General features: G+C 39.7%; 25 protein-coding genes and 1 other annotated feature. Of the genes, 24 read left to right on the top strand and 1 reads right to left on the bottom strand.

Annotated features, from left to right (window positions below):
- Nucleotides 1-60 precede the first annotated feature (60 nt).
- From AKG34_RS16090 to deoC, 3 genes are all read left to right on the top strand, one after another.
- Entirely contained in the window at nt 61-813 is a 753-nt protein-coding gene (locus AKG34_RS16090) for a 16S rRNA (uracil(1498)-N(3))-methyltransferase (protein WP_053347009.1), read from the top strand.
- A gap of 6 nt (nt 814-819) precedes the next feature.
- Nucleotides 820-2157 carry a tRNA (N(6)-L-threonylcarbamoyladenosine(37)-C(2))-methylthiotransferase MtaB gene (gene mtaB, locus AKG34_RS16085; protein WP_053347008.1) on the top strand — a complete coding sequence of 446 codons (1338 nt, stop codon included), beginning with the start codon at nt 820-822 and terminating at the stop codon, nt 2155-2157.
- A 157-nt stretch (nt 2158-2314) separates the two neighbouring features.
- Nucleotides 2315-2986, top strand: a complete 672-nt coding sequence (gene deoC / locus AKG34_RS16080; protein ID WP_053347007.1) for a deoxyribose-phosphate aldolase — start codon at nt 2315-2317, stop codon at nt 2984-2986.
- A gap of 29 nt (nt 2987-3015) precedes the next feature.
- Here the strand turns inward: deoC and AKG34_RS16075 are convergent, their stop codons facing one another.
- Complete coding sequence (locus AKG34_RS16075; protein WP_053347006.1) at nt 3016-3948, bottom strand: Na/Pi symporter; 933 nt, start codon at nt 3946-3948, stop codon at nt 3016-3018.
- 235 nt (nt 3949-4183) lie between these two features.
- Here AKG34_RS16075 and rpsU point away from each other — a divergent pair, with 235 nt between their 5' ends.
- From rpsU to dnaG, 21 genes are all read left to right on the top strand, one after another.
- Nucleotides 4184-4357 carry a 30S ribosomal protein S21 gene (gene rpsU, locus AKG34_RS16070; RefSeq protein WP_028391853.1) on the top strand — a complete coding sequence of 58 codons (174 nt, stop codon included), beginning with the start codon at nt 4184-4186 and terminating at the stop codon, nt 4355-4357.
- A 14-nt stretch (nt 4358-4371) separates the two neighbouring features.
- A complete protein-coding gene (locus AKG34_RS16065; protein WP_053347005.1) occupies nt 4372-4815 on the top strand; it encodes a GatB/YqeY domain-containing protein in 444 nt (147 codons plus the stop codon).
- A gap of 309 nt (nt 4816-5124) precedes the next feature.
- On the top strand, nt 5125-6444 hold the full coding sequence (locus tag AKG34_RS16060; RefSeq protein WP_407946289.1) for an NfeD family protein: 1320 nt from the start codon (nt 5125-5127) through the stop codon (nt 6442-6444).
- A gap of 44 nt (nt 6445-6488) precedes the next feature.
- Nucleotides 6489-7499 (top strand): flotillin-like protein FloA, encoded by a 1011-nt coding sequence (floA, locus tag AKG34_RS16055; RefSeq protein WP_407946288.1) that lies wholly within the window; start codon nt 6489-6491, stop codon nt 7497-7499.
- 22 nt (nt 7500-7521) lie between these two features.
- Nucleotides 7522-8025: a YqfB family membrane protein gene (locus AKG34_RS16050; protein ID WP_053347002.1), complete on the top strand. Its 504-nt coding sequence runs from the start codon at nt 7522-7524 to the stop codon at nt 8023-8025.
- 125 nt (nt 8026-8150) lie between these two features.
- Nucleotides 8151-8435 (top strand): sporulation protein YqfC, encoded by a 285-nt coding sequence (yqfC, locus tag AKG34_RS16045; protein WP_053347001.1) that lies wholly within the window; start codon nt 8151-8153, stop codon nt 8433-8435.
- A 15-nt stretch (nt 8436-8450) separates the two neighbouring features.
- The gene (yqfD, locus tag AKG34_RS16040) at nt 8451-9638 is read left to right on the top strand and encodes a sporulation protein YqfD (protein WP_053347000.1); all 1188 of its coding nucleotides are present in this window, start codon (nt 8451-8453) and stop codon (nt 9636-9638) included.
- A gap of 3 nt (nt 9639-9641) precedes the next feature.
- Nucleotides 9642-10604, top strand: coding sequence for a PhoH family protein (locus tag AKG34_RS16035; protein ID WP_053346999.1), 963 nt, complete (start codon nt 9642-9644; stop codon nt 10602-10604).
- A gap of 192 nt (nt 10605-10796) precedes the next feature.
- Nucleotides 10797-12968, top strand: a complete 2172-nt coding sequence (locus tag AKG34_RS16030; protein WP_053346998.1) for an HD family phosphohydrolase — start codon at nt 10797-10799, stop codon at nt 12966-12968.
- Nucleotides 12965-13441: an rRNA maturation RNase YbeY gene (gene ybeY, locus AKG34_RS16025; RefSeq protein WP_053346997.1), complete on the top strand. Its 477-nt coding sequence runs from the start codon at nt 12965-12967 to the stop codon at nt 13439-13441. The genes AKG34_RS16030 and ybeY overlap by 4 nt, the downstream gene beginning before the upstream one ends.
- Nucleotides 13419-13796 (top strand): diacylglycerol kinase family protein, encoded by a 378-nt coding sequence (locus tag AKG34_RS16020; RefSeq protein WP_053346996.1) that lies wholly within the window; start codon nt 13419-13421, stop codon nt 13794-13796. The genes ybeY and AKG34_RS16020 overlap by 23 nt, the downstream gene beginning before the upstream one ends.
- A 9-nt stretch (nt 13797-13805) precedes the next feature.
- Nucleotides 13806-14234 carry a cytidine deaminase gene (locus AKG34_RS16015; protein WP_376102825.1) on the top strand — a complete coding sequence of 143 codons (429 nt, stop codon included), beginning with the start codon at nt 13806-13808 and terminating at the stop codon, nt 14232-14234.
- On the top strand, nt 14227-15156 hold the full coding sequence (gene era, locus AKG34_RS16010) for a GTPase Era (protein ID WP_053346995.1): 930 nt from the start codon (nt 14227-14229) through the stop codon (nt 15154-15156). The genes AKG34_RS16015 and era overlap by 8 nt, the downstream gene beginning before the upstream one ends.
- A 99-nt stretch (nt 15157-15255) precedes the next feature.
- On the top strand, nt 15256-15399 hold the full coding sequence (locus tag AKG34_RS27105) for a YqzL family protein (protein ID WP_083450815.1): 144 nt from the start codon (nt 15256-15258) through the stop codon (nt 15397-15399).
- A 33-nt stretch (nt 15400-15432) separates the two neighbouring features.
- Nucleotides 15433-16185 carry a DNA repair protein RecO gene (gene recO / locus AKG34_RS16005; RefSeq protein WP_053346994.1) on the top strand — a complete coding sequence of 251 codons (753 nt, stop codon included), beginning with the start codon at nt 15433-15435 and terminating at the stop codon, nt 16183-16185.
- Between the two features lie 58 nt (nt 16186-16243).
- Nucleotides 16244-16418: a binding site (T-box leader), on the top strand.
- A gap of 187 nt (nt 16419-16605) precedes the next feature.
- Nucleotides 16606-17502 carry a glycine--tRNA ligase subunit alpha gene (gene glyQ / locus AKG34_RS16000; RefSeq protein WP_053346993.1) on the top strand — a complete coding sequence of 299 codons (897 nt, stop codon included), beginning with the start codon at nt 16606-16608 and terminating at the stop codon, nt 17500-17502.
- Nucleotides 17489-19558: a glycine--tRNA ligase subunit beta gene (glyS, locus tag AKG34_RS15995; protein WP_053346992.1), complete on the top strand. Its 2070-nt coding sequence runs from the start codon at nt 17489-17491 to the stop codon at nt 19556-19558. The genes glyQ and glyS overlap by 14 nt, the downstream gene beginning before the upstream one ends.
- Nucleotides 19559-19720: 162 nt before the next feature.
- Nucleotides 19721-20359: a transcriptional regulator CcpN gene (locus AKG34_RS15990; RefSeq protein WP_053346991.1), complete on the top strand. Its 639-nt coding sequence runs from the start codon at nt 19721-19723 to the stop codon at nt 20357-20359.
- A gap of 16 nt (nt 20360-20375) precedes the next feature.
- Complete coding sequence (locus tag AKG34_RS15985; protein WP_236694960.1) at nt 20376-21197, top strand: pyruvate, water dikinase regulatory protein; 822 nt, start codon at nt 20376-20378, stop codon at nt 21195-21197.
- A 531-nt stretch (nt 21198-21728) separates the two neighbouring features.
- A complete protein-coding gene (locus AKG34_RS15980; protein WP_053348134.1) occupies nt 21729-22184 on the top strand; it encodes a YaiI/YqxD family protein in 456 nt (151 codons plus the stop codon).
- A 48-nt stretch (nt 22185-22232) separates the two neighbouring features.
- Nucleotides 22233-24041 (top strand): DNA primase, encoded by a 1809-nt coding sequence (gene dnaG, locus AKG34_RS15975; protein ID WP_053346990.1) that lies wholly within the window; start codon nt 22233-22235, stop codon nt 24039-24041.
- The last annotated feature ends 7 nt before the right edge of the window (nt 24042-24048 follow it).

Here is a 24048-nt window from a genome sequence, read left to right as displayed (position 1 = left end):
AAATAAGCCTCTGACTGCTAGCCTGTGAGTTTTTTTAGACTAGACGAAGTAGGTGGCAGTGTGCAACGGTATTTTCTTAACGAGGAAGACTTTAAGGGTAAAACAGTGACAATATCAGGCGATGATTTTCACCATATTTCCAGGGTAATGAGAATGGAACCAGGGGAGCAAATCATCACCGTAAAGGGCAACGGAATGACTGCGGTCACGGAAATTTCTGAAATAACAAATGACGCTGTTATAGGAACCATTATTGAATGGAAGAATGAAGAAAAGGAACTTCCGATAAGAGTTACGATAGTGAGCGGTCTGCCTAAAGGGGATAAGTTAGAATATATCGTTCAAAAGGGGACGGAATTAGGTGCTGTTGAATTTATCCCTTTTATTGCTGCTCGTTCGGTGGTAAAATGGGACCACAAAAAGGTTGGTAAGAAATTGGAACGACTCCAGAAGATTTCAAAGGAAGCGGCCGAACAGTCCCACCGCACAGTTATCCCTGCCATCAAGGAACCGATGACGGCAGATCAGCTAGCTGGATATGCTTCTGGTTTCGATCATAGATTAATTGCTTTTGAAGAAGAAGCAAAGCGTGGAGAAACTTCTGTACTTGCTTCTGTTTTGAAAGATATCACTGCCGGACAATCGATTTTATTCGTGTTTGGTCCTGAAGGGGGCTTGGCAGAGAAGGAAATCGAAAAATTGTCGGCTGCCGGATTTGTAGTTTGTGGTCTTGGACCTAGAATATTAAGAACTGAAACAGCACCTTTATATGCACTTTCCGCTGTTTCTTATCATGTAGAACTTTTGAGGTGATGAAAAATGGCAACGGTCGCTTTCCATACATTAGGTTGTAAAGTAAATCATTATGAAACAGAAGCTATTTGGCAATTATTTAAGACAGAGGGATATGATCGTGTTGAATTTGAAAATACATCAGATGTATACGTCATCAACACTTGCACGGTAACGAATACTGGCGATAAGAAGAGCCGTCAGGTCATCCGTCGTGCAATCCGTAAAAATCCGAATGCTGTTATAGCAGTAACGGGTTGTTACGCACAAACATCTCCTGCAGAGATCATGGCAATTCCAGGTGTAGATATTGTTGTTGGAACACAGGACAGGGTTAAATTGCTTGAATACATCGAGCAGTTCAAGGTAGAACGTGAACCAATCAATGCGGTTGGGAATATTATGAAAAACCGTGTCTATGAAGAATTGGATGTACCGGCATTTACTGATCGTACTCGTGCCTCACTAAAGATTCAGGAAGGTTGCAATAATTTCTGTACTTTCTGTATCATCCCATGGGCTCGTGGTTTAATGCGTTCCCGTGATCCAAAGGAAGTCATTCATCAAGCTGAGCAGCTTGTCGAGGCAGGATATAAAGAGCTCGTCTTGACGGGCATTCATACCGGTGGTTACGGAGATGACTTGAAGGATTATAATTTGGCGATGCTACTACGTGACTTGGAAAAAATTGATGGGCTAAAGCGGATCCGTATTTCTTCCATTGAAGCCAGTCAAATTACAGATGAAATCATTGAAGTACTGACGAATTCGAAAAAGGTAGTTCGTCATTTGCATATCCCTATCCAATCGGGTTCTGATACGGTTTTAAAACGGATGAGACGTAAATATACAATGGCTTTCTTCGGTGATCGAATTGAAAAATTAAAAGTTGCACTGCCAGGCCTTGCTGTTACATCTGATGTAATCGTAGGCTTCCCGGGTGAAACCGAAGAAGAATTTTTGGAGACGTATAATTTTATAGAAAAATATAAATTCTCCGAACTTCATGTCTTCCCGTATTCAAAACGGACAGGGACTCCTGCAGCACGCATGGAAGACCAAGTGGATGAAGATGTGAAAAACGAACGCGTTCACCGTCTGATTTCATTATCGGATCAGTTGGCAAAAGAGTACGCTTCTCGATTTGAGGGAGAAGTGCTTGAAGTCATTCCTGAGACTAAGTTGGAAAATGGTCTTTATGAAGGCTACTCGGATAATTACATGAAAATAGTCTTCCCCGCTACCGAGGAAATGGTTGGTGACATTGTAAAAGTGAAAATTACAAAGTCTGGCTATCCGCATAGCGAAGGACAGTTCGTGACGGTTGTGAAAGATATTCCGTTGCAGCAAGTAGCTAATATATAAGACAGCGATTTTTTCGCTGTCTTTTTTTTATTCTTTGTTTAACGTGTTTTCTTAGTACATTAGGGTAAAGACTATATATATCGTCAAAATAGAAGAACTATGGTATGATGAGAGGTACGTACAACTAGTTTTAAATTGTTTTTAAGGAGGATTATATATGTCACAAAATGTAGCAGGTTTAATTGACCACACTTTATTAAAAGCAGATGCAACGAAAGAACAAATAAGGGTATTATGTGAAGAAGCGAGAGAGTATAATTTTGCTTCAGTATGCGTAAACCCGACTTGGGTGAAGTATGCAAGTGAGCTTTTAGAAGGCTCAGAAGTAAAAGTTTGTACGGTAATTGGTTTCCCTTTAGGTGCCACTACACCAGAAACTAAAGCTTTTGAAACAAAAGACGCCATCAGTAATGGCGCACACGAAGTCGATATGGTGATCAATATCGGCGCATTAAAGGACAAGGATAATGAATTGGTAGAGCGGGATATTCGAGCTGTGGTAGCGGTATCGACAGGTAAAGCTCTGTCAAAAGTAATTATTGAAACCTCTTTACTTACTGAGGAAGAAAAAGTCCGTGCCTGCGAACTTGCCGTAAAAGCGGGAACGGATTTCGTTAAAACCTCAACTGGTTTTTCAACTGGCGGTGCAACAGTTGAAGATGTTGCGCTTATGAGAAAAACAGTAGGACCAGATATCGGCGTTAAAGCTTCAGGCGGAGTTCGTAACACGAGTGATGCTCAGAAAGTGATTGAAGCGGGTGCAACAAGAATTGGAGCGAGTGCAGGTGTCTCCATCTTAAAGGGCTTAACAGCTGACTCTGATTATTAATTTACAAGCCGCATTCTTAAGAGTGCGGCTTATTTTTTTATATGCGGACGATGGATCAATAAAATAAAGTTGGAAAATTGGCGTGCAAATGGTAAAACGATCAAAGAAGTCACGATATTGAAAATAACACTAGCATGCGCGAGTTGTGTTCCCTTATCATCGGTAAAAAAAGCAGCTGTTCGTTCTAGGACGTCCACAAGAGGGAGAAAAGCTGCAACTCCGATTACATTTAACCAAATATGTGCATAAGCTGTAAAAGCAGCTTGTCTACCAGAACCGATGCTGGCCATGTAGCCGGTGATACAGGTGCCTATATTAGAGCCGAGCATCATGATAATGGCGGAAGCGACGGATAACTCCCCGCTCATTAAAAAGCTCATTGCTATTCCAATAGTCGCGGAGCTAGAATGAATCATTGCCGTTAACAAGATACCAGCCAATAGAGCAATACTCATATGATCCTCTATGTTGCTGATTAGAGTCTGTACCGATGGATAGACTGCAATAGGTTTCGAAAGCATTTTAAAGCCACTCATCGCTGCGAAGATAGCTGAGATACCGATTAGGGACATCCCAGCGCTTTTCAATAATACTTTTGGCATTAAACAAAGAATAGCACCACTGATGACACCAGGAATTATCCAACGATCCAAGGAAATGGTCATAAATTCTGCTGTGAAGGTAGAACCGATATTTGTTCCTAGAATAATACCGATTGTTTGTGGGAAAGTTAAACTGCCTGCAGAAACGAGGCCGACCGTCATAACCATGACCGCTGAGCTGCTCTGGAGGATTCCTGTAAAAATGGTACCGGCAAAAAAGCCTTTCCAGGGTCTATCTGTTACCTTTGAGAGGAAAGTTTTTAATGCAGCACCGGACATATTGAACAATCCGATACGTAAAACAGCCATACCGGCTAAAAATATCGCAATGAATAATAGAAATAAAATGAGCTCATACATGACTCTCACCCCTTAATCAGCTTATGGTCCAAAGGGGGTAGACATGCTATAAAAAGGATTTCTTTGCTCTAGGATGATTGTTTAGTGAAAAATTATGACATAAACATGATAATATTCGAAATAAGTTTGATTTTATTGGTTGACCTGTTAAAGATGATATATTATAATTGTTTAGTACATGTATAACATGTTGACAACTTGAGTTAGTGTGTTGTTTTCGGAGGGAGGGAAAGAGATGTCTAAAACCGTCGTTCGTAAAAACGAATCGCTTGAAGATGCTCTTCGTCGTTTCAAACGTACTGTATCTAAAGCAGGATCGCTTCAGGAAGCTAGGAAGCGTGAATTTTATGAAAAACCAAGCGTAAAACGTAAGAAAAAGTCTGAAGCTGCAAGAAAACGTAAATTCTAAGAGAGGGTGGAAAGATGAGTCTTCTCGAGCGTTTAAATAATGATATGAAACAAGCGATGAAGAACAAGGAAAAGGACAAACTATCTGTTATTCGGATGCTGAAAGCTTCTATTCAAAATGAAGCTCTAAAGCTGAGACAAGATTTAACAGATGATGAAGAATTGACAGTGCTCTCTCGCGAATTAAAACAACGCAAAGACTCCCTCCAGGAGTTTGAAAACGCAGGTCGTTCCGATCTCGTGGATAAAGTCCGCACCGAACTAGTATACGTAGAGGCATATATGCCTGAGCAACTTTCAGAAGAAGAGATTTCTAAAATTGTTAAACAAACAATTTTAGAAGTCAATGCAACGTCCAAAGCAGATATGGGGAGAGTTATGGGAGCTTTAATGCCTAAAGTTAAAGGTAAAGCAGATGGTTCTCTAGTAAACAACTTAGTACAACAACATCTATCTTAAACTCGAAACCTAACCGCAGGCAAATTGCCTGTGGTTTTTGTGTATTAAAGGATTAGATTAAAATATTTATGCGTATATTATTGGGACAAATGGAGAGATATTATGGATACTTTTAAATTTATTTGCTTTTTTTGAAACCTTTTTCATATACATACGTAATAACTAAGGAACAGAGTAAAGGGTAGCTTCATTTGCAGGGGCCTCTTATTCAATTTTTAGTTACGGGCTGAATTTATCTAGTAAGTATTCTTCGGAAAATCGGAGGCCGCTTACAGCGTTAAATACGGGAAAGGAGGCGTTCCGTTGAAAATTTGGCGTTATATTTCTTTGCTCTTATTTGGATTGCTGTTTACCATGTCTTCACTGATGGTGCCGGCTGTTTCTGCAAAGGAGAAGATCGTTTACCATGTTCCGATTGAAGAAACGGTGGAAAAGGGACTCTCTGCTTTTTTAGAGCGTGCGTTGACCACTGCAGAAGCCGCTAATGCAGATCTTGTCGTTTTCGAGGTGAATACCCCTGGTGGTGCTGTTGATGCGGCAGGGAAAATTGCTAAGTTAGTGTCCGATTCACCAATAAAGACAGTTGCCTACGTCAATAACAGAGCTCTTTCTGCAGGCGCTTATATTTCTCTGAGTGCCGATGAGATCTATATGGTTCCGAGTGCGACGATGGGATCGGCAGCTGTTATTGATTCATCAGGAAACGCTGCAGGAAAGAAAGCGCAATCTTATTGGCTTGCTGCCATGACGACTGCTGCTGAACAAAATGGACGCGATCCGATTTTTGCCCAGGCGATGGCGGATGAAGACATCAACCTTCCTGAATATGGTGCAGAAACCGGAAAGCTGCTGACATTTACAGCGGAACAGGCTAAAAAGGCTGGCTATAGTGAAGGTACCGTTTCTGGGATAGAAGAGCTGTATAGTATACTTGGGGTTGAGGATGCCGATATTCGATCTATCGAAGAAAGCTTTCCTGAGAAACTTGCCCGCTTTTTGACCAATCCAATTGTCATTCCTATTTTATTAACAATAGCAGGAATCGGGATTGTGATTGAATTGTTTTCACCTGGTTTTGGAATTCCGGGTGTTATTGGGATTTCCAGTCTTGTGTTGTTCTTTTATGGCCATCTTGTCGCAGGTATCACCGGGTACGAATCGTTAGCATTTTTCATTATTGGAATCATTCTTGTACTAGTAGAATTTTTTGTCCCAGGGGGGATTATCGGGCTGCTTGGGTTTACCTCGATTGTGGGAAGTCTATTCCTCGCTTCAGGTGATCCTGTTCATATGACGATTTCCTTGCTAATTGCGATTACCGTATCCATTTTGGTATTCATCCTACTTGTAAAGGTGTTTGGAAAACAGATGAAATTTTTCAGGAAAATGATATTAACCGATGCAACAAAAACGGAACAAGGGTATGTGAGCAATCCGAATCGAGTGGATTTATTAGGTGTTGAAGGGAAGGCCCTTACAGATTTAAGGCCTTCAGGAACAGCTTTGATTAATGATGAAAGAGTTGATGTCGTGACTGAAGGAAGTTTTGTTTCCAAAGGTTCGGCAATCATAATTGTTAAAGTTGAAGGATCTAGGGTTGTCGTCCGGGAAATTCCGGAATCAAATTAAAAGATACAGGAAGGATGAATCATTAAGTGATAACTTCAGGAACGATTTTTATTGTACTGGCAGTGATTGCTGCTATCATCGTATTGGCAGTATTTTTCACATTCGTACCAGTAATGTTATGGATTTCTGCTTTAGCGGCAGGAGTCAAAATCAGTATATTTACATTGGTGGGTATGAGGCTTCGTCGAGTTATACCAAGCAGAGTTGTCAATCCTCTTATCAAAGCCCATAAGGCTGGAATTAATGTTTCAACGAATCAATTGGAGAGCCATTACCTTGCAGGAGGTAATGTCGATCGCGTCGTGAACGCATTAATTGCTGCAGAACGTGCCAATATCGTGCTGCCTTTCGAACGGGGTGCAGCTATTGATCTTGCTGGTCGTGATGTACTGCAAGCTGTTCAAATGAGCGTTAACCCGAAAGTGATCGAAACTCCGTTCATCTCTGGTGTAGCAATGAATGGGATTGAAGTAAAAGCAAAGGCAAGGATCACGGTTCGTGCCAATATTGAACGTCTAGTCGGTGGTGCCGGTGAAGAGACGATCATTGCCCGTGTAGGGGAAGGGATCGTATCCACAATTGGTGCTTCGAAAATGCACACGGATGTACTGGAACATCCCGATTTGATTTCAAGAACTGTTTTATCAAAAGGGTTGGATTCAGGAACGGCATTCGAAATTCTTTCCATTGATATCGCTGAAGTGGATATCGGGAAAAACATCGGGGCGATCTTGCAAACAGACCAAGCCGAAGCGGATAAGAAAATTGCCCAGGCAAAAGCAGAAGAACGACGTGCCATGGCTGTTGCGCTTGAACAGGAAATGGTTGCCCGCGTTCAGGAAATGCGAGCGAAGGTTGTCCAATCCGAAGCGGAAGTTCCGTTGGCTATGGCAGATGCACTAAAAAGTGGAAACCTTGGAGTGATGGATTATATGAATATCCAAAATATCACGGCTGATACGGATATGCGTGATTCCATCAGTAAAATCTCCGACAATCCAAAAGATAACAACATTAACAATAATAATAATAATAATAACAATAATAATAATTAGATCAGGAAAGGGAGGTCTTTAAATGGGAGATTTTATTGATTTCTTTCTCAAGAACCCATTCCTTATCATTGTCTTGATCGGTATTTTAACGTCCATGTTAGGAAAGAAAAAGCAGCCTCAGCAAAGTGATGATCCAAATACGCCTCCGAAAAAGAAATGGCAGGAGGTCATCCGGGAGCTTCAAGGTGAAATGGCACAAGGTAATCAACAGCAAAGGCCTGCACCTGCTCCCGTAAGGAAAGTCGAACAGCAGGCAGCACAGGCTGCTGAAGTAATCGATGAGACGAAAACTGAAGCTAACAAAAGGATTGCGGAGCTTAGGCGTCTGCAGCAGAAGTACGATCAAGAGCGTTTATATCAAAAAGCGAAGGCGGATCAAATTACATCAGCGATATCTGATAATAACAGTCCGGTCTATCGCAAAGGACCGTCTTTTGGCAAAAAACAGCTGATTGATGGCATCATCATGTCAGAAGTGCTGGGACCGCCAAGGGCGAAGCGAAGTCTTCAGAGGTCAAGGAGATAACTCGATAGGGGACCTGTTTGCATTATGTATTTGATGCAATAAAAAAATAGACTTTTGTTCCTTTATAATTTTGTGCTAGAACCCTCTTTCATTTCATACATTGAGATGAAAGGGGGTTCTTTTTTATGGCTCGTAATTGGGGAAAAAAAATGAAACAGCTTATGACCAAAACAATGGACCTTCCGCAAGATGTCATGATGGACCTGCCGCGAATTACTATGATCGGACAATTACATATTTATATTGAAAATCATCGTGGCTTATTAGCTTTTACTGACAGTGAAGTACGATTGATGCTGAAAAATGGTCAGCTGCTAATAAAGGGAACAGCCTTTGTCATTAAGACGATTTTGCCGGAAGAAATCATGCTCGAAGGCAAGATTGACAAGGTATATTTTATCAATGAATGATCCCGGGAGGTCTCCATGAAAAACCAATGGACAAACTACTATACAGGCTATGTTAAAGTGAAGGCTTATGGCAGAGGTGCGGAACGGTTGATTAACATGCTGACAAGGAGAGGGCTTCATATCTGGGATGTGAAGCGTGTTGGAAGTGAATCTCTAATTTTTCATATGGATTTTAGAGATATTCCAAAGCTCCGTCAGGTTATGCGTAAAAGTGACTGCAAAGTAAAGTTCATGCAGGGAAAAGGCGTTCCGTTCCTATTGAAGAGAGTAATGAAAAATAGCGGGTTTTTGGCTGGTCTAATTGCCTTCCTGCTTTGTATTTTTGTACTTTCCAATATGGTTTGGGGCATTGATGTGCAAGGTGCAAAGCCGGCAACCGAGCATGCCATCCGAAAAGAGTTGGACAAGATGGGCGTGAAAATTGGTAAGGTGCAATTTTTTGTTGATGATGTGGATACAATCCAGCGTAAACTATCTGATCGGATTGGCGCATTAACGTGGGTGGGAGTTGAGCTGAAGGGGACAACTTACCATTTTAGAGTTGTTGAAAAACGGCAGCCGAAAGAAATCGAGAAAACGTCTCCACAGAATTTGGTAGCTTCGAAAAAAGCAATAATCACTGATTTGTTCGTAAAAAAAGGACAATCTATAGTAAACGTAAATGATTATGTCGGCAAAGGGCAGCTTCTTGTTTCAGGTGTGATTGGGAAAGAAGACAAGCCGGAAATTGTATCAGCTCAGGGAGTAATAAAAGGGAAAACCTGGTATAAAGCGGAAGTGAAGGTTCCGTTGAAAACTAAATTTTCTGTTTTAAACGGAAATGAAACGAGTAAGCACTATTTAAAAATGAGTGGATTTTCTTTGCCAATCTGGGGTTTCAAAGATCCGGGATATGAAAAACAGGAAAAAGAAACGACTGTGAGGCCGTTTCACTTTCTTCAATGGGAACTGCCTATTTCCTATAAAGTTGTGACCTTAAGGAGCAAGGATGATATTGTCCGAAGTTATACGAAGGAAGAAGCGATAAAGGAAGGTAAAAAAATGGCCCGAGCCGATTTGCAAAAGCTGCTCGATGAGGAAGATGAAATCGTGGGAGAAAAAATTTTGCACGAAAGCATAGAGAATGGTAAAGTTAAATTATCTATACATTACCAAGTTATTGAAGATATAGCGATTGGACAGCCAATCATTCAAGGAGACTAACGAATGGCAGATGATGTGAAAGTAATTAAGCTAGAAATAGAATCACCTAATGAAGCAATGGCTTTATTGGGCAATGGAGATTCAAATGTAAAAGTGCTTGAAGAAGAGCTTGGAATTTCAGTTATTACCCGAGGTGAAGCAATCAGTGTTGCTGGAGAAATCGAGCGGGTAACAATGGGTCAGGAAATATTGAAAGCACTATTAACAGTAATTAGAAAAGGAATTACAATCAGTTCCAGGGATGTTCTATATGCAATTGAATTGGCTAGAAAAGGGACCTTAGAATATTTCGGTGAATTATATGAAGAGGAAATCGCTAAAACAGCTAAAGGGAAATCTATTAAAGTCAAAACAATCGGTCAGAGATACTATATTCAAGCTATAAAGAAGCAAGACTTAGTATTTGGAATTGGACCTGCTGGAACCGGGAAGACCTACCTTGCTGTAGTGATGGCGATTAATGCATTAAAAAATGGCCATGTTAAAAGAATTATCTTGACTCGACCGGCTGTTGAAGCGGGTGAAAGCCTTGGTTTCCTGCCAGGAGATCTGAAGGAAAAAGTAGATCCGTACCTACGGCCGTTATATGACGCCCTACATGACCTTCTGGGGATGGAACAGACCCAAAGGATGATAGAACGTGGAACGATTGAAATTGCTCCTCTTGCCTACATGAGGGGACGTACGCTTGAAGATGCATTTGTCATCTTGGATGAGGCACAAAATACGACTGAAGCCCAAATGAAAATGTTCTTAACTCGGCTTGGATTCGGTTCAAAGATGGTCATTACGGGAGACCGTACACAGATTGACCTTCCCAAAGGAATGAAGTCTGGTTTGGTTAGGGTTGAAGAAATCTTGAAAAATGTTAAAGGTCTTTCATTTGTTTATTTTGAACAAAGTGATGTTGTAAGACATCCACTTGTAGCCAAAATCATTACTGCTTACGAGCAGGCAAAGGAATAAGAAAAAAATCCGCCAATTCCACTCGGCGGATTTTTCGTGCTGTGTGTAGATTATGTGTCTTTATTAGCAAAAAGTAGAAATAGAACGGAAGAAGCTTTACATTTATCATAACCAATGTGAAAATTAACAAGAAAACTGTTATGATTTTACATATCTAGAATATTACATCACTTTTTTATAGGAGGACCTTCCTTGAATCGTATCCAGAAATTTTTCACTAAAATAAAGGGGCTATTGGTCCATCGTTTTTTTCAAGTACTGTTGTTTCTGATACTTGGTTTGTTTGCGTATGGATTAATGTTTTCCAATGTCAAACCGGAAAAAATCCAGGTAGAGCTTTTTAAGCCGGCAGAACAAACTATTCGTTCAACAAAGACTGTAGAAGATACATATAAGACCGAACAAGAAAAAGAAGAGATTTCAAAACAAGTGGCGGATGTCTATACATTAAAAAAAGAATACGCCAAAAATAAAGTCGATCTGATCTCATCCATTTTTGATTCGGCAATTGAGGTGAATAAAGAAACAGATCCTGAAAGAGATAAAAAAGAGGAAGGAAAGGAAGATAAAAAGGAACCAATAAAAACTGATGCTCAGAAGGTTTCCATTTTAAAAGAAAAATTGACAGATGAAGTCAATAGAAATATTGAGGATTCTGTTTTCCTTGCTTTAGTGCAGGCGGATGAAGATGAGTTAGAAATAGCAAAAGACTCAACGATCACGGCTGTTAATAATGTGATGAGCTCACGAATTGCGGCCAGTGATGTTGAAAATGCCAAGAAAAAGGTTGTAGAAGAATTAGGGTATATGAGCATTAATAGCGATATGAAAAAAGCCTCTAATTCCCTTGCACGCACGGCAATCATCCAAAATGTGTTTTTCGATAAGGATAAAACCGAGGAGCAACGTAGGAAAGCAATCGAAAGCGTAGAGCCTATTAGAATTCTTCAGGGGCAGATTATTGTTGAAGAAAATCAGCTAGTAGACCGGGATGTGTACAGGCAACTTGAACTGGCAGGTTTTTTAAGTACAGAGTCTACCATTTATCCTTATATTGGGCTACTGCTATTTATCCTTTTAACTTTTGGAGCTTTTTATTACTTTTTTTCCTTTTCAATTTCCAAAAGGGATAACAAATACAATCAGTTATTGATCTTCAGTCTTGTCTTTATCCTTTCAATGGCAACTATGAAAACTGTCAGTGTTTTGGCAGATCTTAAAAATTCGAATTTGGAATACATTTTCCCAGGTGCCATGGCGGCTATGCTTATTAAGATTTTATTGAATGATAAGCTAGCTGTAGCAATGATTATTTTATTAGGTTCGTATGGTACGATTATATTTAATGGTGATACACCTGGAAATCTAGATTTCTCGATGGGACTTTATATTATTTTCGGGGGTTTGGCGGCAATCATTATATTATCGCGCCCAAATTTCAAATCAAAAGTTCTGATTGCAGGACTTCTGATGTCTTTAATCAATATGGCATTTGTATTTTCGCTTATCTTTATAATGGACGGGCATTATACTAAAATGGAGTATTTGTACTATGCTGCTGCAGCTATAGGATCGGGAGTGGGTTCAGCTGTTTTGACAATGGGCCTGTTACCGTTTTTTGAGGCAGGTTTCGGGATCTTATCATCGATGAAGCTAATCGAACTTTCAAATCCAAACCACCCTTTACTACGAAAAATTTTAATTGAAGCGCCAGGAACCTACCATCACAGTGTAATGGTGGCCAATTTAGCGGAATCAGCTTGTGAAGCTATTGGATCAAATGGATTGCTTGCAAGGGTCGGCAGTTATTATCATGATATAGGCAAGACGAAACGTCCGCATTTTTTCATCGAGAATCAGATGAATGAGGAAAACCCGCATGATCGACTGCAGCCGGAAACGAGTAGGGATATCATCATTGCCCATGCTGTTGATGGTGGAGAGATGTTGCGCAGTCATAAATTCCCGAAAGAGATTGTTGATATTGCGGAGCAGCATCACGGGACTACTTTATTGAAATTTTTCTATCATAAGGCGAAGAAGCAGGATGATACGACAGTTGAAGCCTGTTACCGTTACCCAGGCCCGAGAGCGAAAATGAAGGAAGTCGCTGTCATAGGGATTGCTGATAGTGTAGAGGCCGCGGTGAGATCGATGCAGCACCCTACACCTGAGAAGATTGAAGAGCTGGTAAGTTTTATTATTCAGGACCGAATTCAAGACGGTCAATTTGATGAATGTGACATTACTATGAGAGAATTAAGTATCGTGAAGCATTCCTTATGTGAATCGCTTAATGGTATCTTCCACTCTAGGATTGAATATCCGGAGCCGGATAAATTAGGACAGAAGGTGAAAGAATGATTTTAGCAATCGATTTAATGGATGAAACGAACGAAGTTACGGAAAAAGCTCAGAACCTTGTTGAAAGTATTCTGCAATTTGCGGCTAAAAAAGAAAATATTGAAGAAGATACGGAACTGTCTGTCACTTTTGTAGATAATAAGAGAATTCAGGAAATCAATAAAGAATATCGCCATAAAGATGCAGCTACCGATGTCATTTCTTTTGCACTGGAAGAGATGGGTGAAGATGAAGTGGAAATTATCGGGGCCGAAATGCCTCGTATGCTTGGTGATATTATCATTTCCATTGAGCGTACAAAGGAGCAGGCAGAAGAATACGGACATTCTTTTGACCGTGAACTTGGGTTTTTAGCTCTTCATGGTTTTCTTCATTTACTAGGCTTTGATCACATGACTGAAGAAGATGAAAAAGTGATGTTTACTAAACAAAAGGAGATCTTGGAAGAATATGGACTTTCAAGAGAAGGGTAAAAAAAAGTATCCTTTAATAAAAAGCTTCTCTTTTGCCTGTCAGGGGATTTTGGAAGCAGTTCGAACAGAACGTAATATAAAGATTCATTTCTTATTAACAGTAATCGTCGTATTCTTTGGTTGGTATTTCTCATTGAATGGGATGGAATGGCTGTTCATTTTGGCTGCCATTGCTGGTACGATTACATTAGAGCTCGTTAATTCAGCGATTGAAAGAGTTGTAGACCTGGTAACAGACCAAATCCATCCCCTTGCTAAGCAGGCAAAAGATATTGCAGCCGGAGCTGTATTCATATATGCTATATTTTCTATAATAGTTGGATTGATTATCTTTTTGCCGAAGTTTGGTCTATAGGTGGTTGAAATGGTATCCAATTTGAAAGGAAGATGTGAATTGAATACGAATGAATTGATTGAGGAAGCTAAAAAAGCAAGGGAAAAGGCTTATGTACCTTATTCAAAATTCAAAGTAGGGGCTGCTTTATTAACTGCCGATGGTAAGGTTTATCATGGGTGCAATATAGAAAATGCTGCATATAGTATGTGCAATTGCGCAGAAAGAACCGCTTTATTTAGTGCCTATGCCCATAATGATAAGAAGTTCACAAAACTAGCAGTCGTAGCAGATACTGATCGTCCTGTTTCCCCATGCGGAGCGTGCAGGCAGGTTATTTCAGAACTATGTGAACAAGATATGATGGTTGTTTTAACCAACTTAAACGGGGATATTAAAGAATTAACAGTACAGGAATTGCTTCCAGGAGCTTTTTCACCGGAGGATTTAAATGAATAAACTATTTGACGAAACACAAGTAAAAGGTTACAAATCAGGTTTTATTTCGATTATAGGACGACCTAATGTTGGCAAGAGTACATTTTTGAACCGGGTTATTGGTCAAAAAATTGCCATTATGAGTGATAAACCGCAAACAACGAGAAACAAGGTTCAAGGTGTACTTACACAAAACGATTCACAAATGATATTCATTGATACACCGGGTATTCATAAACCGAAGCATAAGCTTGGGGACTTTATGATGAAGGTAGCAACAAATACATTGAAAGAGGTCGATTTGATTCTCTTCATGATTAATGCGACAGAAGGATACGGACGTGGTGATGAGTTTATCATTGAAAAACTACAAACCGTAAAAACACCTGTTTTCCTTGTAGTCAACAAAATTGATGCTATGCACCCTGATGATTTACTTCCAATTATTGAGAAATATCAAAAGCTTTATCCGTTCGCGGCCGTCGTTCCAATCTCAGCGCTTGAAGGCAATAATGTCGATACACTGCTTGAACAAATCAAGGAGCATCTTCCTGAAGGTCCACAGTTTTATCCAGCTGACCAAGTAACCGATCATCCGGAGCGTTTTATTATTTCTGAATTGGTCCGCGAAAAAGTTCTGCACCTGACTAGGGAGGAGATTCCCCATTCAGTGGCTGTAGTTATCGATTCAATAAAAAAAATGGATAACAGTGATACAATTAATGTTATGGCTACGATTGTGGTAGAACGTGATTCACAAAAAGGTATTGTCATTGGTAAGCAAGGGAAAATGTTGAAAGAAGTCGGTAGCCGTGCGAGGGTTGATATCGAGAATTTATTAGGCTCGAAAGTATTTCTGGAACTATGGGTGAAGGTACAGAAGGATTGGCGTAACAAAGCGAGCCAACTTCGCGACTATGGTTTCAATGAAAGTGAGTATTAATTAGCAAAATTTACGCTTCATGAAAGTGTGGAAAAAGGTCAAGCTAATCATATGGTCGGATATTTATATTGCTAGTTAAAAATGAAAGGTGGGCTTTATATGTTGGATTTTACCTGGGAGTTATTTAGTGAAACAGGTAATGTGGACACCTATTTGCTGTTTAAGGAGATAGAAGTCGAAAGACAGGAAAGACCCTTAGTATTGAGTGATGAGCTAGCAGATATTGATTTTCCTGTTTCATAAGATAGTCTTGGCAAGCATGGGTGGTGTCTTGGTATGCTCCAAAAATGTGAAGGCATTGTCATAAGACGGACTGCATATGGAGAAAACAACAAAATTATTACTATTTATACCCGTGAGCTAGGGAAAATTGGAGTTATGGCTAGAGGAGCCAGTAAACCTAATAGCAGGCTTGCTGCCGTCACCCAACTTTTTTGCTCCGGGTATTTCCTTGTTTCTACATCAAGCGGACTCGGAAGTCTTCAACAAGGAGAAATGGTCGACTCGCTTCGTTTTATAAGGGAGGACCTTTTTGCCACTGCATATGCTTCATACATTGTTGAATTGGTTGATAAAAGCGTAGATGATAAGAAACCAAATCCATATCTGTTTGAATTACTCTCGCAAACCTTGCATTACATAAACGAAGAATATGACGCGGAGGTTTTGAAATTTATTTTCGAAATGAAGATGCTGCCCGTCAACGGGATTAACCCAGTACTAAATCAATGTGCTGTTTGTGGTGAAACAGAAGGGGAATTCTCCTTCTCGCTACGGGAAGGTGGTTTTATTTGTCACCGCTGTCTGGGAAAAGACCCATATCACTATAAAATTTCACCCGCAGCCGTTAAATTGCTGCGAATATTTTATTATTTGGATTTATCAAGGCTTGGAAACATTTCGGTTAAGCCTGAAACGAAAAAAGAACTGCAGAAAATCATTGATGCTTATTATGAAGAGTATTCAGGCCTCCATATAAAATCAAAAAAGTTCTTAAAACAGATTGATACGATGAAAGATATGTTTTAAGATTTGACCTATTGACATTCCAGGCCTGATTGTATAAAATTCTAATCATTAAAATAAGAAGATTGCGTTGATGGAAAAGAGTATCTGTCATTCTCCATAAAAAGCGAACCTGGGATGGTGAAAGCCGGGGTATGGATTTACAGGGAAGGCGTTCCGGAGCATGTAGCTTTGAAAAGAGGCCGGTTTATTAACGGCAATTAGGGTGGAACCGCGGGTAAACTCTCGTCCCTATGCATTTCGCATAGAGACGGGAGTTTTTTGTTTGCAAAAATGCGAAAGAATAACAATGAATGGACCGGTAAAACACTTGAATTAATTGGTGAAATGCATGCGTGGCCGATAAACGATTCAAAATTACTGGTATAGGAGTTCCCGTCCCTAATTCATAAAGAGGCGTTTTAAATAATTTGGAGGTGTACGATGAATATTCAAAATATGATTTTAACTTTACAAAAGCATTGGTCTGAACAAGGCTGCATATTAATGAATGCTTATGATGTCGAGAAGGGGGCAGGAACGATGAGCCCTTATACGTTCCTTAGAGCAATTGGACCTGAACCGTGGAGTGTTGCTTATGTGGAGCCATCCCGCCGTCCAGCAGACGGTCGTTATGGAGAGAATCCTAATCGTCTCTATCAACATCATCAATTCCAAGTGATCATGAAGCCATCCCCAGACAATATCCAAGAGCTGTATTTGGATTCATTGCGTGCATTAGGTATTAACCCACTTGAGCATGATATTCGCTTTGTAGAAGATAACTGGGAAAACCCATCATTAGGTTGTGCTGGTCTCGGCTGGGAAGTTTGGCTTGATGGAATGGAAATTACACAATTTACGTATTTCCAACAGGTAGGCGGTCTTGAGTGTAAGCCGGTTTCCGTGGAAATTACATATGGAATCGAGCGTCTAGCTTCCTACATTCAGGAAAAAGAAAATGTGTTTGATCTAGAATGGACAGAAGGATTTACAGTACGGGATATTTTTGGACAGCCGGAATACGAGCATTCAAAATATACGTTTGAAACATCCGACCTTGATATGTTATTTCAACTTTTCACAATGTATGAAAAGGAAGCACATCGCCAAATGGAAGAAGGGCTTGTACATCCTGCCTATGATTATGTTTTAAAATGTTCACATACATTTAATCTTTTGGATGCAAAAGGTGCGATTTCAGTAACTGAAAGAACGGGGTATATAGCCCGCTGCCGTAACTTAGCACGTAAGGTTGCCAAAACCTTCTATGAAGAGCGGGAAAAATTAGGCTTCCCGATTCTGAAAGTGAAAGGGGAGAATACAAATGAGCAAGCGTGATTTGTTATTGGAAATTGGATTGGAAGAGATGCCGGCTCGTTTTGTGACAGCGTCTATGAAACAGTTGTCAGATAAAGTACAGAAATGGCTTAAGGAAAAAGCAATTGAATTCGGAGCGGTTGAAGCTTTTTCCACACCAAGACGTTTGGCCATATTGGTAAAAGACGTTTCAGAATCACAAAAAGATATCGAAGAAGAAGCAAAAGGACCAGCTAAAAAAATTGCTTTGGACAGTGAAGGAAACTGGTCTAAAGCAGCATTGGGGTTTGTTAGAGGCCAAGGGATGACCGCCGAGGATATTTATTTTAAAGAACTTAAGGGTATTGAATATGCCCATGTAAATAAATTCATTAAAGGACAACCGACTTCCCAGCTTTTATCTGAGTTACAGGAAATTATCAGCGGGATGACGTTCCCGAAAAATATGCGTTGGGCCAACCAAGACCTTCGTTTCGTCCGTCCGATTAAATGGCTGATTGCATTATTCGGCAACGAAGTAGTGCCATTTTCCATAGCTGATGTTGAAACTGGCCGTGAAACAAAGGGACATCGCTTCTTAGGAGAAGTTGCAATGATAGAGGCTCCTGAACAGTACGAAGCAACGTTAAGAGACCAGTTTGTCATGGCTAATCCAGATAAACGTCGTAGTGTTATTTTAGAACAGATTAAAAGTCTTGAGCAGGAAAAAGGCTGGATTATCCCAGTTGATGAAGATCTGCTTGAAGAAGTTAATAATTTGGTGGAGTACCCAACGGTGTTATTTGGCCACTTTGAAGAAGAATTCCTTGAACTTCCAGCTGAAGTTTTGATCACTTCAATGAAGGAGCACCAACGTTATTTCCCAGTTAAAGATCAAGACGGTAAGTTACTCGCATTCTTTGTAACCGTTCGTAATGGAGATGACCGTCATCTAGAAAAGGTATCTAAAGGAAATGAAAAAGTGTTGCGTGCCCGTTTATCGGATGCGGCATTCTTCTTTAAAGAAGATCAGAAAAAAGAGATAGCAGATGCTTTGAAAAAACTCGACAGCATCGTTTATCATGAAGAAATAGGTACCTTAGCTGAGAAAACAGCCCGTGTAACAGCGGTAACAGGCGTTCTGGCAGATGCTTTGAATTTAAAGGCAGAAAAGGATCTGGCGCTTCGTGCAGCTGAAATTGCTAAATTTGATTTAGTCAGTCATATGGTTTATGAATTCCCCGAATTACAAGGGTATATGGGTGAGAAGTATGCGCTCCTAAAAGGAGAAGCAAAAGAAGTAGCGGCTGCAATCAATGAACACTACATGCCAAGACATGCGGATGACAATGTTCCGCCTTCTGTTATTGGAGCAGTTGTAAGTATAGCCGAAAAAATTGATACTCTCGCATCATTCTTTGCTATTGGCGTCATTCCAACCGGCTCCCAGGATCCATACGCATTGAGAAGACAGGCAAGTGGTGTTGTTCAAATTTTAGCGGAGAAAAAATGGAATATCTCTTTAGAAGAGCTTATTACTCTAGGACTTAAAGGACTTGAATCAAAAGGTCTTCTAAAACGCGATTTAGAGGAAGTAAAAGCAGACATGTTTACCTTCTTTAAAGCGCGGGTAAAACATTTACTTCAAGAACAGCAGATTCGTTATGATTTAATTGATGCCGTTCTGATCGACGAGATTGGGTTTATACACTCTTTAGTAGAACGTGCTCATGTATTGGACGCGAAAAAAGATGAAGCAGGCTTTAAAGAAAGCCTCGAAGCATTAAGTCGTGTTATGAATATTGCTGTAAAGTGTGACCATAAAGTGACAGTTGACCCGAATACTTTTGAAAATGAGCAGGAAAAAGCGCTTTATGAAAAATATCAAACAGTAGCATTGCGATATGCTGAATCTAAAAAAGAGAAAGAGCGTTTTGAACATCTTATCTCGCTTCAATCGGAAATAGAATCATATTTCGAGAATACAATGGTCATGGCAGATGATGAAGCAATCCGTAATAACCGCTTATCCCTAATGAAAGAAATTAGCGATTTAGTTTCAGGCTTTGCGGCTATGAATAAAATTATCCTTTCATAATTGAAAGGATTCATCGAAATCGGAGACACTTTATATAAAGGTTTCCGATTTCTTAAAATATTAAATGGTCAATAAATAGGACAAACCTGCTTTTATTAAATAATATAGTATATAATTGTTAGATGAATAACTTTTGTTACTTTTCTCTGCGAAAGCAGTGGGGTGGTGATTATAATCCAATTGAATAAGCGTCAGGAGCATATTTTACAAATTGTTAAAGAGAATGGACCGATTACAGGTGAACATATTGCCGATAGACTGAGCCTTACAAGAGCGACGCTTCGTCCCGATCTTGCTATCTTAACGATGGCAGGCTTTCTTGATGCGAGGCCGCGTGTCGGGTATTTTTATACAGGCAGGTCAGGAACACAGCTTTTGACAGATAGTTTGAACCATCTTTATGTACGAGACTATCAATCGATCCCTGTCGTTGTTGATGAAGGCATTTCCGTATATGATGCAATCGTCATGATGTTTTTAGAAGATGTCGGTACCATGTTTGTTGTCGATAAGCATGCTCTGCTAGTTGGTGTCTTATCAAGGAAAGACTTGTTGCGTGCAAGTATAGGTAAGCAAGAACTTAACTCCATTCCAGTCAATATTATTATGACTAGGATGCCCAATATTACAATGTGTTCAAAAGAAGACTTAATGATTGATGTTGCCAAAAAATTGATTGATAAACAAATCGACTCATTACCGGTCGTCAAAGAAACAGAAAAAGGCTATGAAGTAATCGGAAGAATTACAAAAACCAATATAACAAAAGCATTCGTAGCTTTAGCTGATGAAGGCTATTAGGGGGCTTGCAAAAGGAATGACGGAGAATATGAACGGTTCTATTATATATGTTGTATCGGATTCAGTGGGGGAAACAGCGGAATTGGTTACAAAAGCAGCTGCAAGCCAGTTCTCGGGATCTGCTTTTTCCATAAAACGGATTCCGTATATTGAAGATGAACAAAACGTGGATGAAGTAATTTCACTGGCAAAATTAGATGGAGCGATCATTGCCTATACCCTTGTTAAGCCAACTATTAGAGCTTACATGAAAGCACAGGTCGAAAAAGAAAATCTGTCTGCTTATGACATTTTAGGGCCGCTCATGGACATCCTTCAGGAAAGAGCGCCAAAAGGACCGCTTAATGAACCTGGTCTCGTAAGAAAGCTTGATGATGATTATTTCAAGCGAGTCGAAGCTATTGAATTTGCGGTAAAATATGATGATGGGCGGGATCCCCGTGGTATTTTACGAGCAGATATCGTCCTTGTAGGTGTATCACGCACTTCAAAAACACCTCTATCTCAATATTTGGCCCATAAACGTTATAAAGTGGCTAATGTACCTTTAGTGCCTGAAGTGGAACCACCAGAAGAATTATTCCTGGTCCCACCTGAAAAATGTATTGGTTTAAAGATTAGTCCGGAAAAGCTGAACCATATTCGTAAAGAGCGATTAAAGTCTTTGGGGCTTAATGATCATGCTATTTACGCAAATGTGGAACGTATTAAAGAAGAGCTGACGTACTTTGATACAATCATTTCGAGATTGAATTGTCCAATCATTGATGTTACGAATAAAGCTGTTGAAGAAACAGCCAATTTGATTATCAATATCCTTCAAAAAAAAGATCGTTGATAGGTGGATTTATTTAATTCTTAAATTAAGGTAAACCAAAATGTGAGCTAGACACTTTAAGTGTCAGCTCACATTTTAATGCTAAGGGGATTTAGGGAATTTCGCACAAAAATAGGAAATAATTACATGGTTTTCTCCTCTTTTTACATTTGAAATTCCATCGATTTGTATAAAATAAGAATCGGAATTTAAATGTTGGCATCTTCTAATCAAATAGACTATAATAAAAAATTGTGAGAAAAAAGTAATCTTAAGGTTTAGACTTAATTAATAAGGAATAAACTAAAGGTTAATGAGAAGTCAAGGTTTTTATCATAAAAATAATTCGACATGTTCCGTATAATTTTAAATTGGCTGACTCTGAATCAAGGTAAAAGCAGCATTGTAACTTTACTAAGAAGAGATTCCTTGAATTAAAAAGGTTGGCTCTTTTAGAGAATATTCTCTGACCCATGGCTGAAAGTTACACTATATCTCGATAAAGTTTAGGGGAGAAAAAGGATTATGCAGAAAGATGTAGAATTAAAAGGTATGAATAATAAACCAACCATACACGTCGATGCCGATGCATGTCCGGTGAAAGACGAGATCCTTCATTGCGCACGTTTGCACGATGTCGAAGTCTGTTTTGTTGCGTCATATAAAAATATGATGAACAACCCTGAAGGTAAATGGGTATATGTCGATGCGGATAAAGAAGCGGCCGATCTTTATATAGTAAATTCAGTAAAGAAGGGTGATATCGTTGTAACCGCAGATATTGGATTGGCTGGAACCCTGCTTCCAAAAAGCGTTTATGTTCTTTCACCGAGGGGAAAAGAATACACAGACGAGAATATTTTTATGCTCCTAGATATGCGTTATCAGTCAGCGAAACTTCGCAGGCAGGGTAAACATACGAAAGGGCCGAAAGCATTCACAAAGGAAGATCGAACAAGTTTTACAAATAAACTTTTGAAAACTTTGTCGAATTTTGCAGGGAATTAGAAGTCGATATCGAATTAGAAACTATCACCAAAATTGCAAGGTGGAAAAATGACAAATGGCCGTATAGAAGACGAGAAAATAAACCAAATTCGTGAAGCTGTTGACATTGTTGATTTAATTGGAGAATATGTCCAGCTGAAGAAGCAAGGGCGAAATTACTTTGGCCTTTGTCCTTTTCATGGTGAAAACTCGCCGTCGTTTTCCGTTTCAGCTGAAAAGCAAATCTTTCACTGTTTCGGTTGTGGGGCAGGCGGGAATATTTTCACTTTCTTAATGGATATAGAAGGCTACAATTTTGTGGAATCTGCGAAAGTTTTAGCTGAAAAAGGAAATGTTCCTTTAGATGTTGAAATAAATAAGGACTCCCAGCGTTCTAATATGCCTGCTGGCTCGCAGCAAATGTTTGAAGCACATGACTTGTTGCGAAAGTTTTACCACCATCTCCTCGTAAATACGAAGGAGGGTCAAGAAGCTCTTGAATATCTTCTTAAACGCGGATTTACAGAAGAGACGATAGAAAAGTTCCAAATTGGTTACTCATTGGATTCATGGGACTTTGTCTCCAAGTTTCTTTTAAAACGTGGGTTTCCAGCGGAATTTATGGAGCAAGCAGGGCTAATTATTTTTAGGGAAAAAGACGAGTCATATTTTGACCGTTTCAGAAATAGAGTCATGTTTCCAATTATGGATCACCAAGGGAATACGATTGCGTTTTCGGGAAGAGCAATGGGGGACGATGAGCCCAAATATTTGAATAGTCCCGAAACGCCAATCTTCAATAAAAGTAAAACTTTATATAATTTTCATCATGCAAGACCTCACATACGAAAGAAAGAACAAGTAGTTATTTTTGAAGGCTTTGCCGATTGTATTTCAGCTGTTCGTGCGGGTGTAGAGAATTCGGTCGCTACGATGGGGACCGCCCTAACCGATCAGCATATTCAGCTATTAAAAAGAAATACTGATCAGATACTAATCTGCTATGATTCGGACTCTGCGGGATTGAATGCGGCAAACCGTGCAGTTAATATGTTACAGGACAACGATTTTACAGTTAAGGTCGCGCTGATGCCTGATAACTTGGACCCCGATGACTACATAAAGGAATTCGGTGAAAAAAGCTTTGTTTCTGAAGTAATAGGGGCCAGTTTAACCTACATGGCATTCAAAATGCATTATTTACGACGAGGAAAAAACGTAAATAATGAAGGAGATCGAATTCAATATATCGAAGAAGTTCTTAGAGAAATTTCGCGATTGCCCAATGCTGTGGAGAGGGATCATTATCTCCGGCAGTTATCCTCTGAATTTTCTCTATCATTGGATGCGTTGGAACAGCAGCAGCGACAGGTGTTTTTTGCAGAACGCAAGAAGGGGACACTGCCGCAGCCTGCAATACAAAAGAAAATGACCCTGCAATATGAGCATAAGTTAAAGCCAGCTCACCATAATGCTGAAACTAAGTTAATTGCCCATATGCTGAAAAGCAGGGATATGACTTTCAAAATTCAGCAGTTGCTTGGGCAAACAGTCTTTCATGTAGATGAACATCAGGCAATCATCACCTATTTATATGCGTTCTATGAAGATGGACACGAGCCGGATACAAGCTTTTTCCTTACGTATTTACCGGATCCAAACTTGAGAAGGATCGTTTCGGAAATAGAAATGATGTCAGTGAATGAGGAAGTTACCGAAAAAGAACTGACCGATTGTATAAATCAAGTGTTGAAATATGAAAAGTTGTTAAAGATAAAAGAAAAACAAGTTGAAGAAAAAGATGCAGTTAGACGTAGTGATTATGTAACTGCTGCACAAATTGCCATGGAAATCATTAAATTGCGTAAATTGTTGTAGTAAGTTG

This window comes from Peribacillus butanolivorans (assembly GCF_001273755.1).
In the GTDB taxonomy this organism is placed as follows: Bacteria; Bacillota; Bacilli; order Bacillales; family DSM-1321; genus Peribacillus; species Peribacillus butanolivorans.
This window is presented reverse-complemented; position numbering and strand designations above follow the sequence as displayed.